The sequence below is a fragment of the Labrys sp. E2SS-1L genome (genome assembly GCF_057073705.1).
This window is the reverse complement of sequence record NZ_CP172712.1, coordinates 3,705,119-3,720,950: the sequence shown is the minus strand read 5'-3', so window position 1 is coordinate 3,720,950 and position 15,832 is coordinate 3,705,119. Positions and strand designations below refer to the sequence as shown.

Annotated in this window: 12 protein-coding genes and 1 tRNA gene; 5 read left to right on the top strand and 8 right to left on the bottom strand. The window is 63.2% G+C overall.

Annotated features, from left to right (window positions below):
* Window positions 1-15: 15 nt before the first annotated feature.
* The 3 genes from der to ACIGJE_RS17220 form a co-directional block, all read right to left on the bottom strand.
* Window positions 16-1,422, bottom strand: a complete 1,407-nt coding sequence (gene der / locus ACIGJE_RS17230) for a ribosome biogenesis GTPase Der (protein ID WP_483678159.1) — start codon at window positions 1,420-1,422, stop codon at window positions 16-18.
* A gap of 2 nt (window positions 1,423-1,424) precedes the next feature.
* Window positions 1,425-2,084, bottom strand: a complete 660-nt coding sequence (locus ACIGJE_RS17225) for a tetratricopeptide repeat protein (RefSeq protein WP_068295105.1) — start codon at window positions 2,082-2,084, stop codon at window positions 1,425-1,427.
* A 234-nt stretch (window positions 2,085-2,318) separates the two neighbouring features.
* Window positions 2,319-3,194, bottom strand: a complete 876-nt coding sequence (locus ACIGJE_RS17220; RefSeq protein ID WP_483678156.1) for a DUF2167 domain-containing protein — start codon at window positions 3,192-3,194, stop codon at window positions 2,319-2,321.
* Between the two features lie 164 nt (window positions 3,195-3,358).
* Here ACIGJE_RS17220 and ACIGJE_RS17215 point away from each other — a divergent pair, with 164 nt between their 5' ends.
* A complete protein-coding gene (locus ACIGJE_RS17215; protein ID WP_068295109.1) occupies window positions 3,359-4,837 on the top strand; it encodes an AMP nucleosidase in 1,479 nt (492 codons plus the stop codon).
* 55 nt (window positions 4,838-4,892) lie between these two features.
* Here ACIGJE_RS17215 and panB read toward each other — a convergent pair whose 3' ends face one another.
* Window positions 4,893-5,714: a 3-methyl-2-oxobutanoate hydroxymethyltransferase gene (gene panB / locus ACIGJE_RS17210; protein ID WP_311938412.1), complete on the bottom strand. Its 822-nt coding sequence runs from the start codon at window positions 5,712-5,714 to the stop codon at window positions 4,893-4,895.
* A 578-nt stretch (window positions 5,715-6,292) separates the two neighbouring features.
* Between panB and ACIGJE_RS17205 the strand changes: the two genes are divergently transcribed.
* On the top strand, window positions 6,293-7,744 hold the full coding sequence (locus tag ACIGJE_RS17205; protein WP_415084905.1) for a hypothetical protein: 1,452 nt from the start codon (window positions 6,293-6,295) through the stop codon (window positions 7,742-7,744).
* Window positions 7,745-7,951: 207 nt separating this feature from the next.
* Here ACIGJE_RS17205 and ACIGJE_RS17200 read toward each other — a convergent pair whose 3' ends face one another.
* Window positions 7,952-9,316, bottom strand: coding sequence for an Nramp family divalent metal transporter (locus tag ACIGJE_RS17200; protein ID WP_311938513.1), 1,365 nt, complete (start codon window positions 9,314-9,316; stop codon window positions 7,952-7,954).
* 225 nt (window positions 9,317-9,541) lie between these two features.
* Here ACIGJE_RS17200 and mntR point away from each other — a divergent pair, with 225 nt between their 5' ends.
* Both mntR and ACIGJE_RS17190 read left to right on the top strand, forming a co-directional pair.
* Window positions 9,542-9,997, top strand: a complete 456-nt coding sequence (mntR, locus tag ACIGJE_RS17195; protein ID WP_149255206.1) for a manganese-binding transcriptional regulator MntR — start codon at window positions 9,542-9,544, stop codon at window positions 9,995-9,997.
* Window positions 9,998-10,325: 328 nt separating this feature from the next.
* Window positions 10,326-13,184, top strand: coding sequence for a phosphoenolpyruvate carboxylase (locus ACIGJE_RS17190; RefSeq protein WP_415084903.1), 2,859 nt, complete (start codon window positions 10,326-10,328; stop codon window positions 13,182-13,184).
* A 96-nt stretch (window positions 13,185-13,280) separates the two neighbouring features.
* On the opposite strand, the gene ACIGJE_RS17185 is transcribed toward ACIGJE_RS17190, so the two are convergent.
* The 3 genes from ACIGJE_RS17185 to ACIGJE_RS17175 all read right to left on the bottom strand — a co-directional run bounded on the left by ACIGJE_RS17185 (window position 13,281) and on the right by ACIGJE_RS17175 (window position 14,625).
* Entirely contained in the window at window positions 13,281-13,484 is a 204-nt protein-coding gene (locus ACIGJE_RS17185; RefSeq protein WP_415084901.1) for a heavy-metal-associated domain-containing protein, read from the bottom strand.
* A gap of 89 nt (window positions 13,485-13,573) precedes the next feature.
* Window positions 13,574-14,419 carry a protein-L-isoaspartate O-methyltransferase family protein gene (locus tag ACIGJE_RS17180; RefSeq protein WP_311938403.1) on the bottom strand — a complete coding sequence of 282 codons (846 nt, stop codon included), beginning with the start codon at window positions 14,417-14,419 and terminating at the stop codon, window positions 13,574-13,576.
* A gap of 130 nt (window positions 14,420-14,549) precedes the next feature.
* A tRNA-Lys gene (locus ACIGJE_RS17175) sits at window positions 14,550-14,625 on the bottom strand.
* Between the two features lie 213 nt (window positions 14,626-14,838).
* On the opposite strand from ACIGJE_RS17175, the gene gnd reads away from it, so the two are divergent.
* Complete coding sequence (gnd, locus tag ACIGJE_RS17170) at window positions 14,839-15,831, top strand: phosphogluconate dehydrogenase (NAD(+)-dependent, decarboxylating) (protein WP_415084899.1); 993 nt, start codon at window positions 14,839-14,841, stop codon at window positions 15,829-15,831.
* Window position 15,832: the final 1 nt, after the last annotated feature.

Below are 15,832 nucleotides of genomic sequence, written 5' to 3'. Positions count from 1 at the left end.
CGCTCCCAGGACTGTCTATTTCTTTCGATCGAAGGGGTTCTTCGGCGAGCGCAGGCTGAGCCGGATCGGCACGCCGGGCATGTCGAAAGTCTCGCGCAAGCCATTGACCAGATAGCGCTGGAAGCTGTCGGGCAGTGCGTCGAGCTGGTTGCCGAAGATGGCGAAGTGCGGCGGGCGAGTCTTCACCTGCGTCATATAGCGGATCTTGATGCGGCGACCCGACACGGCCGGCGGCGGATGATGTTCGAGCACGCCCCCGAGCCAGCGGTTGAGGCGAGCCGTCGGCACACGGCGGTTCCACGTCGTGAAGGCACGGAAAGCGGCCTCCATCAAGCGGTCGAGGCCCTGCTCCGACAGACCGGACAAGGTCACCACGGGCGCACCGCGCAATTGCGGCAGCAGGCGCTCGAACATCTCCCGGGCGCTGGCCAGCGCCTTGTGGCGATCCTCGACCAGATCCCATTTGTTGAGGCCGATGACGATTGCCCTGCCCTCGCGTTCCACGAGGTCGGCGATCTGCAGGTCCTGCTTTTCGAAGGGCGTGGCACTATCGAGCAGCAGCACGACCACTTCCGCGAAACGGACCGCCCGCAGCCCATCCGAAACGGAGAGCTTTTCGAGCTTGTCCTCGATGCGGGCCTTCTTGCGCATGCCGGCGGTGTCGAACAGCTTGATACGCTTGTCGCGCCAGGTCCAGTCCACCGAGATGGTGTCGCGGGTGATGCCGGCCTCGGGGCCGGTCAGCATGCGATCCTGGCCGATCAGGGCATTGACCAGGGTCGACTTGCCGGCGTTCGGCCGACCGATGATGGCGATACGCAGCGGCCGAACCACGCCGGCACCGAGACCGATCGCCTCTTCCTCGCCTTCCTCGCCACTGACGACCGCGTCGGTTTCCGCGACTTCTTCCTCGGGCTCATAGCCGGTGGCCGGCGCGACCGCGACGATCGCCTCGGCAAGATCCGCCATGCCCTCGCCATGCTCGGCCGAGATCGGCACGGGATCGCCGAGCCCGAGCGCATAGGCTTCATAGGCGCCCTGGAAGCCGGTGCGGCTCTCGGTCTTGTTGGCGACCGCTATGACGGGCTTGCCCGAGCGTCGCGCGACTTCCGCGAAATGTTCGTCTGCCGGGGTCACGCCGACGCGCGCATCGAACATGAACAGGATCAGGTCGCATTCGGCGATGGCCGCTTCCGTCTGGGCGCGCATGCGCCCGGCGAGCGAGGCGTCATCGGCGACCTCGAGGCCTGCCGTGTCGATCACCTTGAAATGGAGGCTGCCGAGCCTGGCGTCGCCCTCACGCCGGTCGCGCGTCACGCCCGGACGGTCGTCGACGATGGCAAGCTTGCGGCCGACCAGACGGTTGAACAAGGTCGACTTGCCGACATTGGGCCGGCCGACGATGGCGATGGAGACAGCCATGGTCAGGCCTTGGCAGGCTGGTCGGAGGCGATGAGCTGCAGCATCAGTTCGGCCCGCTGACGCAGCGCCGGCGGCACGTCCTTGTCGGTGATCACGGCCTGGTACCATTTGGAGGCATTGGCGAGATCCTTGGCTTTCCACGCCGCCAGGCCGAGGACCTCGCGCGCCGAATGCCGCCAGGGCTCGCCCGCTGCGGTCAGGGGCTCGATCTTGCCGGCGAGATCCGCATAGGAGGCGGTGTCGACCATGAGATAGCCGCCGCGCACCTTGGCGAGGCTCTGCAGCACCGGACCGAGCGAGGAATCGGCGGCCAGCGCCTCATAGGCCTTGATGCCATCCTCGACCTTGTCGTTGGCGGTCTCCGCCGCCAGGCGGAAACGGGCAAGGGTCTGATAGCCGGCGCTGCCGTCCTTCATCAGCGCGCCGAGGGCAGCCGCAGCCTCCTTGGTCTTGCCGCTCTGGGCCAGGGAAATCGCTTCCTGGAAACGCGCGCCGGTGGCTTCGGCCTGCTGCTTCAGGTAATGCTGGTAGGCGACGTAACCCGACACGCCGATGACCACGGCGAGAGCAGCGCCGAGAACGTAATTGCCATATTTCGCCCAGAGCTTCTGCGCCTTTTCACGGCGCATGTCCTCGCTGACTTCCTGGAAGATATCGGTCATAGACCCGGCTCGTATCCTCTAGAGCATGGCGCGCTGTAGCAAGAACGCCCTTTGCCCTGACTCTTTGGTTGGATGCGTCCTTGCGATTCGAGGTTTTTCCACCCAATCGCAGGACGCCTTGGTTCGCGCTGGCGCGAGATGTGTTTTCGGCGTAGAGGAGCGGCCCCTTGCCGTCAAGCAAACAGCGCTCCTAGCCGCCCAAACCGAGATTAAATCTCGGTATTCCAGCGGTTTTCACCGCCGCAGGGCTCGCAGCGCGCTGCCGGCGAGAATGGCCAGTACCAGCAGCACAGCCACTAGCCACAACCAGTTCGCCTTGAGATAGGCCAGCGCCGTAGCGCGAAGGTCGGGCGAGGTGGGGGCTATCAGGCTCGTGACCGGTCGTACTTCCAGCTTTCCCTTCGCCGCATCCTGGTAGCGATTGCCGGCGGTGAATTGCAGGCCCGCGAGGAAGGACCGGGCGATCGGCACATAGGATGGCACCTCGGCGGCCGGCGAGACCAGGGTAAGCTCGAAATAGCCCTCATTGCCCAGCGCATAGCCGTGGATATTGGCCGTGCCCTCATCGGCTTCCCCACCCTTTTCGGGGCTGATCGCGCCCCAGATCAGCGTATTCTGCGCCTCGTCGTAATGGGGCCTGACCAGCCAATCGCGAACCTCGAGCTGAGGCTCGCCGCGTTTTTTACGCTCGGCATTGCCTTCCTCCGTGTTCGCCTTGAGGCGCGCCAGCAGATCGTCTGCATTCCAGCCGGTGGCTTCGGCATCGTCGATGCGCACACCGGAGCGATAATGGATGAAGACCACCCAGTTCTGCTCGCTGGTCGGCACCAGCATGCCGAGAACACCGGGATCGCTCGGGTAGTCCGAGGCGGAAGCCCAAGCGCCCGCTTCCGGCTGGCGTACGAAACCAGTGCCTTGCGGGAGCTTCAGCGTTGCCCGATTGTCCAGGGTCACCACGGAAGGGCCTGACAGCAGCACCTTCTGCATCGCCTCGACGGCCTGTTGCAGGACCTGTGCCTTGCGGATGCCTTCGGCTTCCTGCGCCAGCCCGTGGCCGGGCAGCAGCAAGAAGGCCATAGCCGCGATGGCAAGCAGATACCTGGCGAACATGAGCGGTCTCCATTCGATGATGACGCCCTATACCGCCAAATCCTTTGCAGTCCATGTCACGGTTGGAAATTTCATCGGCGCCGCGATGGGATGTCGTTGCGATGTCACCTGGGCTGAACTAGAAGATTGAAAAGGGAGAGCCGCAGCGCGGCTTCGAAATTGGAATGACTACTAAGCCCCGCCGCTTCGACAATGCGAGAGCGGCCGTAGCGGCGATCACGCAGCTCTATGACGCGAACACCGCGCGCCTACGGGAGGCCTTCACGGCGTTCACCCGTGGCAAGGATTTCGATCACCGCATTCGCGCCTATTACCCCTATGTCAGTGTCAACACCGACAGCCTGCCCACGCTCGATGCGCGTACGCCGTTCGGATTCGTAGCCGATACCGGCACCTATGCGACGACGCTGACGCGGCCGGACATCTTCAGCCGCTATCTGGAGGAACAGATCGCGCTGCTGCTGCGCAATACTGGTGTGGATGTCGAAGTGGGCGAGAGCTCCACGCCGATTCCGATCCATTTCGCGCTCGGCGAAGACTTCCATGCCGAAAGCGGCCTTGATTATGGGCGTCTCGCCCTGCTGCCGCAGATCTTCGACGTGCCCGATCTCACCATCATGGACGATCGCATCGCCAATGGCATCGATGTGCGCTCTGCCGACGGTGCCAAGCCGCTGGCGCTGTTCACCGCGCCGCGTATCGATCTCTCGCTGATGCGCCTGAAGCACTATACCGGCACCTCGGCGCGGCATTTCCAGAATTTCGTGATCTTCACCAACTACCAGTTCTACATCGATGAATTCGTGCGGCTGGCACAGACCATCCTGGCCAAGGGTGAAGGGGGCTCGCTAGGGTCGGGCTACACGGCCTTTGTCGAGCCGGGCAATGTCGTCACAGAGCTTGGGGGGGAAACCCAGCAGCTCGACGTGACCGGCCATCATCCACCACGCCTGCCGCAAATGCCGGCCTATCATCTCAAGCGCGCCGATGATTCCGGCATCACCATGATCAATATCGGCGTCGGTCCGTCCAACGCCAAGAACATCTCCGACCATGTCGCGGTGCTCAGGCCGCATGCCTGGCTGATGCTCGGCCATTGCGCGGGCCTGCGCAATTCGCAGATGCTGGGTGACTATGTGCTCGCCCATGCCTATCTGCGCCAGGACCAGGTGCTGGATGCCGATCTGCCGCGCGAGGTGCCTGTGCCGGCTCTCGCCGAGATCCAGATCGCGATCGAACGCGCTGTCGGAAGGGTCACCGGATTGACCGGCTATGACCTCAAGCGGGTGATGCGGACGGGAACGGTCGCCACCGTGGACGACCGCAACTGGGAACTGCGCCCCTCGACGGTGCAGAACCTGCCCTTCATCCAGAGCCGTGCTATCGCCCTCGACATGGAATCGAGCACCATCGCGGCCAATGGCTTCCGCTTCCGCGTGCCCTATGGCACGCTTCTGTGCGTTTCTGACAAGCCGCTGCACGGCCAGCTGAAATTGCCGGGCATGGCGGATTCCTTCTATCGCGAACGGGTCTCCCAACATCTCGCCGTCGGCCTGGAGACCATGGCGCTGCTGCGCGAGACGGACAAGCGTCAGCTGCACTCCCGCAAGCTGCGCAGCTTCAATGAGGTCGCCTTCCAATGATGGCTTGCGTCTGCGCCCTTCCGACGGGAGGGCGCAGACGAGTGTCCTGCCGGGGTTATTTCTTCTTCATGCCATAGGTATGCTCGGCCGCCGGGAAGCTGCGGTCGCGCACCGCCTCGGCATAGCCCTGCACGGCTTCGCGGATCTGGTCGCCGAGCGAACCGAAGCGCTTGACGAATTTCGGTACCCGGTCGGACAGCCCCAGCATGTCCTCCAGCACCAGCACCTGTCCGTCACAGGTCGGCGAGGCGCCGATGCCGATGGTCGGGATCGGGATATTGGCGGAAATCTTGGCGGCGAGCGGCTCGGCGATCGCTTCGAGCACCACGGCAAAGGCACCGGCTTCGGCAACCAGCTGGGCATCGCGCTCGATCGGGGCCCAATCGACTTCTTCACGTCCCTGGGCCCGGAAGGAACCGAGCGCCATGATCGATTGTGGTGTGAGCCCGACATGGGCCATCACCGGCACACCGCGTTCGGTGAGGAAGCGGATGGTCTCGGCCATGCGTTCGCCGCCTTCGAGCTTGACCGCCCCGCAGCGGGTTTCCTTCAGGATCCGTGCCGCGTTGCGGAAGGCCTGCTGCGGCGATTCCTCATAGGAACCGAACGGCATGTCGACGACGACGAGGGCATGTGAGGAGCCGCGCATCACTGCCCTGCCCTGCAGGATCATCATCTCCAGCGTCACCGGCAGCGTGGTTTCCATGCCGTGCATGACCATACCCAGGCTGTCGCCGACCAGGATGCAGTCGACGAAGGGATCGATGATGCGCGTGGTGTGGGTGTGATAGGAGGTGAGAACCACGATCGGCTCTCCTCCCTTGCGCAGGCGGATCTGCGGCGCGGTGACTCGCTGGGACTGATTTTGAACGGACACGAATTCCTCCTGGGCGTCAGGCGCCGATGCTGGTGTTACAGCCCGGCTGCGATGCCCCAATCACGGGTCGGAAGGATGTGACGAATCCTTCCTAGAGCGTTTTGCGATTTGGCGGCATCGCCTGGAATCGCAAAGACGCATCGAACCAAAGAGTTAGAGCAAAACGCGCTCACGCATGAACGCGTTCGGCTCCAGGAAACACGCAAGAACGCAGGCGGTCACGTGAAAAAGCCTTGGCCCGACGCCGCCTAGCCGGAAGGCGACACAGCAATCCCCGAAAAGCGTCGCGGCGTAAAGCATCAAGCCCGAATATTCCCTGCCCCTACCGTATCTTGTTGTCGCACTGCAACATCGTAGCATCCCCAAACGGGCTTTGCTCGGCTCTAGTGGAGCGCCTTAACCATATTCGTGAACTTTTCAGGGCAGTGCGTCGACCCAGGCTGCATCTTCGTTAACAAATGGTTAAAGAATTTGTTTGCGCAGGCACTCCTCCGGACGCTATCTTTTCCGCTCTCGCGGCTGGATGGCCTTTTTTCACGTCACAGTGGGTGCCCGTGTAGCGTTTGGGTGGGAACGATATGGCTGAACCCCTGAAGAAAGACGAGGCTCTCGCGGCGGCTGTTCGCGAAGCATTTCAGCGCCATATGGAAAATGCGCGCTTGGCTGCGGAGGCTTTGAAGGAAAAGCAGGCCGCGGCCACGGCGCAGCGTGCTGTTTCCCCGTCCGCTCGTGATCCGCGCCTGATCGTGCCCAAGCCGGCCAATGAGGCCGGCGCTGCCGAGACAAGGGCGGTCGTCGAGACGGCCGAAGCCAAGGAAGCCAAGCCGGCGCAAGCCGAGTCGACCCAAGCAAAGTTGAACGAATCGGGGCCGGTTGAGGTCAAGCCCTCTTCCCCCTCCCTCGATCATCTGGTGGCGCTGGCGTCGCCGCCGAAGGAACTTGGGACCCGCCCCACCGAGGCGCCAGTCCCGGAAGCCGAAGCGAAGCCCGTACCGACACCCGAGCCTCCGTCTCCACCTGCTGCCGTGCGGGCAGATTCCGCGCCGGCAGTCGAGGACAGTGCGGACGACAACGGCTTCGATTTCGGCGAAGCACTCTTCATCGAGATCGCGCCAGAGACGGAGAAGAAGGCGCAGGTCGAACCGCCGAAGATGCCGCGTGCGGCGTCGCTGGATACGCCTGCTCCCGCTCCCGAGCAGCCAGGCCCCGAGGCCGAGCAAGCCTTCGAATTCCGTGGCCCGCCTTCGCGCGAACGGCCGCGCATGTCGACGGTAAGCGCGACGGCCGAACCGCCGCAGGATCTGGACCTGAGAAATGGCGGCAGTTCATTGGCAGCATATGCTGATGCAGGAGCGACGCCCGTTGCTCCTGCGGTCAAGGAAGAAAAACCGGTCGTGCCTCAGCCGGCACCGGCGCGGAAAACCACGCGCTTCGGTGTCAATCCGGCGGCCAATGCCAATGATACGCATGTTTCCAGGCGCAATTGGGCAAAGATCAAAATTCCACCGGCCCTGATCGCCTCCGTATTGCTCGCGGCCGGCATCGCCGCAGTCGGAGCCTATTTCTGGGCCAATCCGGAGAAGCTGCAATCTTTGGGCAGTATGGTCGCGCCGCCTGCCTCGGCTCCACCGGAGACGAAGGTTGCCGCCGCACCGCCCCCGGCTGCCGCGCCGGCCCCGAACGTCACGTCTCCCGCACCGGCTTCGGTGCCTGCTCCGCAGAGCGCGACGCGCAATGTCAGCACCATTGCCATTACCCTGGACGAGATCGACCAGGCCGTGCAGTCGTCGCGTGAATTGTTGGCCGGCGGTGACGTGGTCGGCGCGAGGGAGGCTCTCGAATCTTATCGAAGCGGCACCGATCCTCGCGCCTTGTTCGCTTTGGCCGAGACCTATGATCCTGCCATCGTCAAGGACGCCTCCCAGGCGAATGCGGCACAGGCAAAGGCTTTCTACGAAGCTGCTGCCAAGGCGGGCTCCCAGGATACGGCCGAGCGCCTGGCCCGCCTGGCCCTTGTGCATGCGAACTGACCTGACGCTGCCAACAGCATAATCCGCTTTGGCGCATATAGGACAAGCCTGCATAAAGTTTGGCTCACCCAACTCCGTTATTGCTTCGCTCGCAATGACGGGTCGGCCCTTACGCGCCCTGGTATGACTAGAGCGCCGGACCCGATTTCGAGATCGGACCCGACGCTGTCACAACGGCTGCGGCACTCATCATGCCTTTCGCTGGGTTCAGGCCCCCGTGAAGGTGTCCACCAGCAGCTTGATATCCAGAACCAGGATGACGCCGGCGATCATCCAGGACAGGATCGTCAGCCAGGCCGGCGTGACGAAGGCTCCCATCTTGCGCTTGTCCGAGACGAAGCGGACCAGCGGGATGATCGCGAAGGGCAGTTGCATCGACAGGATCACCTGGCTGAGCACCAGCAGCTTGTTGGTGCCCTGATCGCCGTAGAGGGCGGTGACGGCGACCACCGGCACGATGGCGATACCGCGCGTGATCAGGCGGCGGGCCCAGTCCGGGATGCGCAGGTGGAGGAAGCCCTCCATCACGATCTGGCCGGCGAGCGTGGCCGTTACCGTCGAGTTGACGCCCGAGGCCAGCAGGGCAACCGCCAGCAGCGTGGAGGCGATGCCCACACCGAGCATCGGCGACAGCAATTGATAGGCCTGCTCGATCTCCTCGACATCGGTTCGGCCATTCTGATGGAACACGGTTGCTGCCGTGATCAGGATGGCCGCGTTCACGAACAGGGCCAGCATCAGCGCTATGGTGCTGTCGGTCACGGCCCAGCGGATGGCCGAGCGCTTGCCCTCCTCCGTGCGCTCATAGGCGCGGGTCTGCACGATCGAGGAATGCAGATAGAGGTTATGCGGCATCACGGTGGCGCCGATGATGCCGATGGCGATGTAGAGAGCCTCGGGATTGGTGACGATCTTGGCCTGCGGCAGGAACCCGCCGACGATATCGTGGATTGCGGGCGCAGCCAGAACGATCTGGATGATGAAGCAGCCGAAGATCACGATCAAAAGCGCGATCACGAAGGCTTCCAGCGTCCTGAAGCCGCGCTGCATCAGCATCAGCACCAGGAAGACGTCGACCGCCGTGATGATGGCGCCGTAGACCAGGGGAATGCCGAACAGGAGATTGAGGGCGATGGCCGTGCCGATGACCTCGGCGAGGTCGCAGGCGATGATCGCCAATTCGCAGGCGAACCAGAGCATGAGGTTCACCGGGCGGGAATAATGGTCGCGGCAGGCCTGGGCGAGGTCGCGCCCCGTTACGATGCCGAGCCGCGCCGCCAAGGCCTGCAGCACGATGGCCATCAGGTTCGACAGCAGGATCACGCTCAACAGCGTGTAGCCGAATTTCGAGCCTCCGGCGATGTCGGTCGCCCAATTGCCGGGATCCATATAGCCGACGGACACCATGTAACCCGGGCCGAGAAAGGCCAGGAATCGGCGCACCCACAAACCCGTCTTCGGCACGGGAATGCTGGCATTCATCGTCCCCAGACTTGGCCGCCGTTCCTCTTCGGGAGCCGCACGCCAGCCCCCCTGCTCGGCCGAGGCCGCTCCCGCACCATCCGCACTCATACCCTTCTCCACCACGACGATCCGCATCATTCCATGTCGATGAATATAGCATATGCTATACTCTAAAGATTGGTCAATGGATAAACGCCAAGGCTGTATTTCATCGCCGCCATTGATAAGGCTACGCGGATCGGGCATACCCGCAATTGCAATGCCGCAAACCCGGCTGCCAGCGATTGCTCGCCGCCTTGGGATGCACACCGGAATCAGCTTAGGAGAGCCGGCATGAAACGTTCCGCTGCGCTTTCACCCCCCGAACCGGGCCTGGTCGACGCCGTCGTCCACGTCGAGAGTTTCCGCCAGGCGCGCGAAGCCCGCCGCCTCGAACTGATCGAGGACTATGTCGAGTTGATCGCCGACCTGATCAGCGACGGCGGCGAAGCCAGGCAGGTCGATATCGCTGCCCGTCTCGGCGTGGCCCAGCCGACCGTTGCCAAAATGCTGAAACGATTGGCGGACGAGGGGTTCGTGGCCCAGCGCCCCTATCGCGGCGTCTTCCTCACCGAAGCGGGCCAGGCGCTCGCCGAGGCCAGCCGTGAGCGCCATCATATCGTCGAGGCTTTTCTGCTGGCCCTAGGAATCGACGCCGATACCGCCCGGCGGGATGCCGAGGGTATCGAACACCACGTCAGCAAGGCCACCCTCGACGCCTTTTCGCGTTTCGTCAAAGCCAAGGGCTAGGGACGGTCGTCAGCCGACACCCATATTTTACCCGAGTGGAATTTCCGTTCCTCGGCGATTTCAGCCGGCACGAGTGGTATCGGCTAGCGCGTGTGGATCGGTGCCGAATGCCGCTCGCCATAGGGCACACCCAAGCGGGAACTGCCAGCCCGCGCGCGCTTGAGCCCTGTCCTGCATGAAGGAGACTCAGCGCAATCGAAACGAACTGGCCGGCCGCGTTGATCGATTCTTTCGTTTTGGCTGTGTCTCCGGCACGATTTTTGCTCGTTTCCGATGCCGAGGTGGTTTATGGGACCGCCTGAAAAGAACCTGTCGACCGAGAACCCAGATGGATGCACCTTTGCCGGATCCTGGACCTGACGACCGTATCGTCGAGCTCGAACGTTTCTGCCGCGACAAGCTCGATAGCGCCCGCGCCAAGCTGGTTGACGAGCCGCGCTACAATCCAGTGGCCCAACTGGCCTTCGAATTGTCGCGCGAGCTTGAAGCCGGGCGCCTGACGCGGGAGGATTTCGAGGCCCTTGCCCTGCGGCTCAGCCAGGAGACCTTCGCGGCGCGCGCGGAGGCCCTGCGGGACTATGTCGGCCCGCTCGACATGGCAAGCAACCGCAAGAGCCTGCGCCGTGTGGCCGAACATTTGCTCGCAACCGGTCGCCGCGGCGTTTCGAGCGCTTCCCCGCTGGCGCGCACCCAGCTTGGCATCGTCTTCACCGGACATCCGACCTTCCTGCTTTCCAGCGCCAATCGGGCATGCCTGGCACGGATGGCCTGCGGTAGCGAGGCCACGCTGCCGGATGCGTTGATGGCACCGGACAATCCCATTACCCTGCAGGTCGAGCATGCGGCCGCCATGGTCGCCCTCGATGCCGCCAAGACGGCAATCGGTGAATTCGCTCGTATCGTCGCCGAAGTCCTGCGTGAACGGCGATCGGCGGAATGGCGGGCCGTTACAGTCGGCTATGCCGGCTTGGGTACGTGGATCGGCTATGATCTCGATGGCCGCACCGATATTCGTTGGATCGATTCCTTCCGTTTCCGCCTCGCTGAAAAGCAGCACCAGATCGATCGCTATCTCGGCGAGGTTCTGCGCATCGCCGCCCAGGTCGGGCCAGACTCCCAGACCGCCCAGCGTCTCGAAGAGCTGAGCGCTCGCATCGAGCGCACGCGTGCCTGGAATGGCGGCATTCTGGCGGCCTTCAGCCAGTCGCCGCTCGATCGTCCCGCGCTTCGGCAGGCGGCCGATCTTCTCACGGCCCGCCATCCGGATGCGGCCACCAGCGTGCGGCCCTATATTGCCCTGATCGACATCGCGATCGCTGATGCGCCGCCCGAGATCGCGCTCGACCTCGTTGCCCTGCGCAGCGAAATGCTGACCCTCGGCTTCGGGGTCGGCGAAGTGCATATGCGCATCAATGCCACGCAATTGCACAATGCAATGCGCCAGCATCTCGATATCGATTCGGAGGAAAACATCACCTCCCGCTCGATGCTGGAACGGCTGGCGACATTCATTCGCGAGGCCCAGCCGGTCTCCGTCAATTTCGGTTCGCTCGACATCGAGCAGAAGACGGCGCTACGCCAATTCGTGCTGGCGGCGCAGATCCTCAAACATGTCGACCGGGATTCGAGCATCCGTCTGCTCATTGCCGAATGCGAGGCGCCGGCGACCGTGATGGCCGCGGTCTATTTTGCCCGCCTGTTCGGTGTCGAGGACAAGCTCGATGTTTCGCCCCTGTTCGAGACGCCGACGGCGCTGGAAGGCGCCTCGCGGTTCTTCGATGTGCTGTTCGGTATCGAGGAATACCGCCAGGCGGTGCGCCGGCGTGGCCGGCTGGCGATCCAGACCGGGTTTTCCGATTCGGGCCGATTCATGGGCCAGATTACCGCGGCGCTGGCAATCGAGCGTCTGCACGGCCAATTGGCCAGGGCCTGCGAGCGGCATCGGCTGACGGATGTCGAAGTCCTGATCTTCGACACCCATGGTGAATCGGCGGGGCGCGGCGCTCACCAGGGCAATTTCGAGGACCGAGCCTTCTATGTGATGAGCCCCTGGGCCCGCCGTGAATTCGAAAGCCGGGGCATTGCCCTCAAGCATGAGGTCAGCTTTCAGGGGGGCGATGGCTTCATCTATTTCGAGACGCCCGAACTCGCCCTCGCCTCGCTGACACGCATGCTGGAAGCCGAAGTGGCTTGGCGGGAAATGCCGGCCAGCGACGATCCCTTCTATTCCAACACCACCTTCTCCTTCGACTTCTTCCGCAGGCTTGCCTCTTTTCATAGCAAACTGCTCGATGATCATGCTTATCACCGGGCGCTCGGTTCTTTTGCCCAGGGCCTCCTGAACGAAACCGGCTCGCGCAAGTCGCGCCGGCAGTTCGACGTGTCCGGCGGCGAGGTGCATCAGGTCCGGCGTATCCGCGCCATTCCGCACAATGCCATTCTGCAGCAGCTCGGCCATCCCGCCACGGTGATCGCCGGTTTCGGTACGGCGCTGCGGGGCGACGAGGATCGCTTCATCGACACCTTCGCCAAATCGGACCGGCTGCGTCGCCTGACCTCGCACGTCGTGCACATGAAACGGCGCTCCAGCATCAAGGCGCTGGCCGCCTTCTCGACTCTGTTCGATCGTTCCTTCTGGTCGACGCGTCCCTATGCCGGCGCTGAACCGCATCTGGCGGAGCCCTGCTTGTTCATCACCCAATTGCTGGAGGATGACGACCGGGCCGTCTCGATCAACGAATTGGCGGTAAGGCTCAGGCTCGATGCCATCTCGCTGCATCGCCTGCTCGACCTTGCCGGGCAGGATCTGGGCAAGTCGATCTCCGAAAACCGCGAAAGGCTCGACATGCTGCAGGCGGTTCGACTTGCCTTGCTGCAGCACATATTGCTGATGGCCGCCCGGGTGCCGAAATTCTCCACGCGCAACGATGTCTCGCGCGAGGACATCATGGAGTTGATCTTCAGCCTGCGCATTCCCGAAGCCGTCGCGCTGCTGCGCGATGCCTATCCGGTGAATGGACTGACCATGGAAGGCTACAGTCTCGCCGAGCCTTTCACCTATCCGGGCGATGCACCGTCAAACTATGCGGCATTGACGCGCAATCTCATCGATCCGATCGAAAGAACCTATCGGACGATTCTCGCCATCGGCGCCGCCATTGCCCTCGAGTTCGGCGCGCACGGCTAGGCCGAAACGGATCGCGGCGCCGTTGCATGGCAATGTGCCCAGACGAGCCAAGGGGCCGGCCGGCGATGGCCGGCCCCTTCTCCGTCGGCCGGGCAATCAGGCCGGCAACTTCTCGCTCTCGTAACCGGCCTCGGCGATTGCAGCGCGCAATTTCGCCTCGTCGGCGGCACTTGCCACCTTGACGGTTTGCGTGCCGAGGTCGATTTCGACCTTTGCGCCGGGGTCGATCGCCTGCAACGCCCCCGTGATCGTCTTGACGCAGTGGCCGCAGCTCATTTCCGGTACTTTCAACGTGATCATGCGAGGTCTCCAATCGATGAAGACCTTGTAGGGCTTCCCATCATTGTAAGGTCAAGCGCCTTTTTGGACGCTATTGTTGGTCCAGGCGATCAGGCGTTCAATGCGGCCGAGGAGAACCAAAGATCGGGATAGATGGCGATCGCGCTCTCATCCGGCGCCTTCTGCGCAAGGGGCCAAAGCGAGCGGACGGCCGAGGCTTCACGCGAGGAGCGCGGCTGGCGAATCGTGCGGATCTCCCGCGACGCGCCCGTGCACGGAATGAACCAGGATGGCATCAGTGCCTTGACGGCGAAACCAGCGGCCGTGGCCTCCACCCGCAGGGCGAGGCCGATTTCCTCACGCGGCCGCCAGGGAAAGATCAGGCGCCCCCCAGGCTGCAGCGCGGCAAGCCAGGCCAGCGGCGGGGCAACCACGCCTGCATTGACATAGATGAGATCCGAGGGCGGCAAGGCGGTGCGCGTTGCATCGGCTCGAATCACGTTGACGCCATCGAACGGCTTGAGGTTGTGCCGGGCCTGCTCGGCGAGATCCTCTTCGATCTCGAATGCCGTTACGTGCCCGCCGGGCAATGTCAGCACGGATAACATCGCAGTATAATATCCCAGGCCGGCCCCGATATGGCTGACCCTCTCCCCTGCCCTGGGAGCCACCGCCCCAAGCCATGCCGCATGCAGGGCGGGTTCGCCCGTGTTGATCTGCTTGTCCGCCTTTATGGCAATCAGACGGTTCCTGTAGAGGTGGATCGGGTCGGCATTCGGCGTTTCGACATAACCGCCATGATGAGTGGTCAGCCAGGGGCCGGGCGGCAAGAAGGCTTCGCGCGGCACGAGTTCGAATGCCCTCTCGATGCGCGGATCACCCGATCCGCTTTCCTTCAGCATCGACCTGGCAAAATCGCGACGTGCCTGCTCCAGCGCGGCCTTCTCGCTGGCCATGATGTCCCTGCCTGCTCTGATCCCGCTGCAAAATCTAGCATTCTTTCTGCAGATGGGCTTGCAGATAGTATGGACTGGGTCCCGGTATCGGGACGCCCCATCATTTCTTCGATAGTGTCAGGAAAATCAGTGGTGAGCTCGGTGGGATTCGAACCCACGACCCCATGATTAAAAGTCACGTGCTCTACCGACTGAGCTACGAGCTCTCACCAGGCAGGACCTTGCCCTGCAATTGCGGTGTCTCTAAGCGTCATGAGCGGATGGGTCAAGCTGCCATTGCGGCGTGCCATGCAAAAATGGCGCGTCATCCCCTCGTCATGCTCATGAAGTGATGAATACATGCGCTTGCGAGAGCTGAAAACGGTGCTAAGCACGTAACGGACGATAAGCTGCCGGGGGCGGCAAAAGGAGATCAGCCAATGCAATTGGGAATCATCGGCCTGGGCCGCATGGGCGGCAACATTGCTCGCCGCCTGATGAAGAACGGCCACACCACCGTCGTCTATGACCGCGCTCCTCCGGCGGTTCAGGCTCTGGTGGCCGAAGGCTCGGTTGGTGCAAGCGATCTTGCCGATCTCGTCTCGAAGCTGACGCCGCCGCGTGCCGTCTGGGTCATGCTGCCGGCGGGAGCCGTCACCCAGGGCACCATCGACCAGCTTTCGCGCCTCATGTCTCCGGGCGATGTGATCATCGATGGCGGCAACACCAATTGGAAGGACGATGTCCGCCGCGGCAAGGAACTGGCCGCCAAGGGGCTCGATTATATCGATGTCGGCACCTCCGGCGGTGTCTGGGGCCTGGAGCGCGGTTATTGCATGATGATCGGCGGCAAGACCGAAACGGTCACCCGCCTCGATCCGATCTTCGCCACGCTGGCGCCGGGCATCGGCAATGTTCCGCGCACGCCGGGGCGTGACAAGCACGATCCGCGCGCCGAGCAAGGCTATATCCATGCCGGCCCGTGCGGCGCCGGACATTTCGTCAAGATGATCCACAACGGCATCGAATACGGCCTGATGCAGGCCTATGCGGAAGGTTTCGACATCCTGCGCTCGGCTGCCAATGAAGGCCGGGCCGAAGGCGAGAAATTCGATTTCAACATGGCCGATATCGCCGAAGTCTGGCGTCGCGGCAGTGTCGTCACGTCCTGGCTGCTGGACCTGACGGCGAGCGCTCTCGCCGCCGACGAGGAACTGAGCGAATATTCCGGCTTCGTGGAGGATTCCGGGGAAGGACGCTGGACGATCGAGGCGGCCATCGACCAGGCCGTACCGGCCGAAGTCCTCACCGCCGCTCTCTACACCCGCTTCCGCTCCCGCCAGGAGCACACCTATGCGGAGAAGATCCTCTCCGCCATGCGTAAGGGGTTTGGCGGCCACGTCGAACCGAAGAATTCCACGCCCAAGGCTTGAG

Excerpts from the sequence above, each read along its gene's own strand:
- mntR (WP_149255206.1), top strand. The coding sequence starts at position 9,542 with ATGAAACGTTCCGCTGCGCTTTCACCCCCCGAACCGGGCCTGGTCGAC.
- ACIGJE_RS17220 (WP_483678156.1), bottom strand. The coding sequence starts at position 3,194 with ATGTTCGCCAGGTATCTGCTTGCCATCGCGGCTATGGCCTTCTTGCTG.
- ACIGJE_RS17225 (WP_068295105.1), bottom strand. The coding sequence starts at position 2,084 with ATGACCGATATCTTCCAGGAAGTCAGCGAGGACATGCGCCGTGAAAAG.
- gnd (WP_415084899.1), top strand. The coding sequence starts at position 14,839 with ATGCAATTGGGAATCATCGGCCTGGGCCGCATGGGCGGCAACATTGCT.
- ACIGJE_RS17215 (WP_068295109.1), top strand. The coding sequence starts at position 3,359 with ATGACTACTAAGCCCCGCCGCTTCGACAATGCGAGAGCGGCCGTAGCG.
- ACIGJE_RS17190 (WP_415084903.1), top strand. The coding sequence starts at position 10,326 with ATGGATGCACCTTTGCCGGATCCTGGACCTGACGACCGTATCGTCGAG.
- ACIGJE_RS17205 (WP_415084905.1), top strand. The coding sequence starts at position 6,293 with ATGGCTGAACCCCTGAAGAAAGACGAGGCTCTCGCGGCGGCTGTTCGC.
- ACIGJE_RS17180 (WP_311938403.1), bottom strand. The coding sequence starts at position 14,419 with ATGGCCAGCGAGAAGGCCGCGCTGGAGCAGGCACGTCGCGATTTTGCC.
- der (WP_483678159.1), bottom strand. The coding sequence starts at position 1,422 with ATGGCTGTCTCCATCGCCATCGTCGGCCGGCCCAATGTCGGCAAGTCG.
- ACIGJE_RS17185 (WP_415084901.1), bottom strand. The coding sequence starts at position 13,484 with ATGATCACGTTGAAAGTACCGGAAATGAGCTGCGGCCACTGCGTCAAG.
- ACIGJE_RS17200 (WP_311938513.1), bottom strand. The coding sequence starts at position 9,316 with ATGAGTGCGGATGGTGCGGGAGCGGCCTCGGCCGAGCAGGGGGGCTGG.